1 pseudogene is annotated in these 301 nt (G+C 71.8%); it reads right to left on the bottom strand.

The features are described 5' to 3' along the window. A pseudogene (locus QWY29_RS20040) lies at window positions 1-261 on the bottom strand (hypothetical protein); the annotation flags it as partial. Window positions 262-301 lie beyond the last annotated feature (40 nt).

Genomic DNA, 301 nt, shown 5'->3' on the forward strand with positions numbered 1-301 from the left:
GGGGTGGCCCGATGCGAGGAAGTGGTCCGGGCCCGCGACCGTGAAGCCCATGAAGTCCTGTACCCGGTCGCTGATCGGACCGGCCAGCGCACCGGCGTCCTCATCGACCCGGAACAGCCCGTAGTGGCTGCCCACGTGGAGGGCTCCGGTGCTGGGCTCGACACCGAGACCGTGCACGTGCTCGAGCACGCCGCCAGCCTGGTCCGAGGTGTCTGCCGCGCGGAGTGCCCACCAACCGGCGGCAGCGAGCAGCGCGGCCACGACGGCGATCGTCAACCACCATCGCGCTGACGCCGTGCTG

The sequence above is a fragment of the Nocardioides abyssi genome, assembly GCF_030412915.1.
Taxonomy (GTDB): Bacteria; Actinomycetota; Actinomycetes; order Propionibacteriales; family Nocardioidaceae; genus Nocardioides; species Nocardioides abyssi.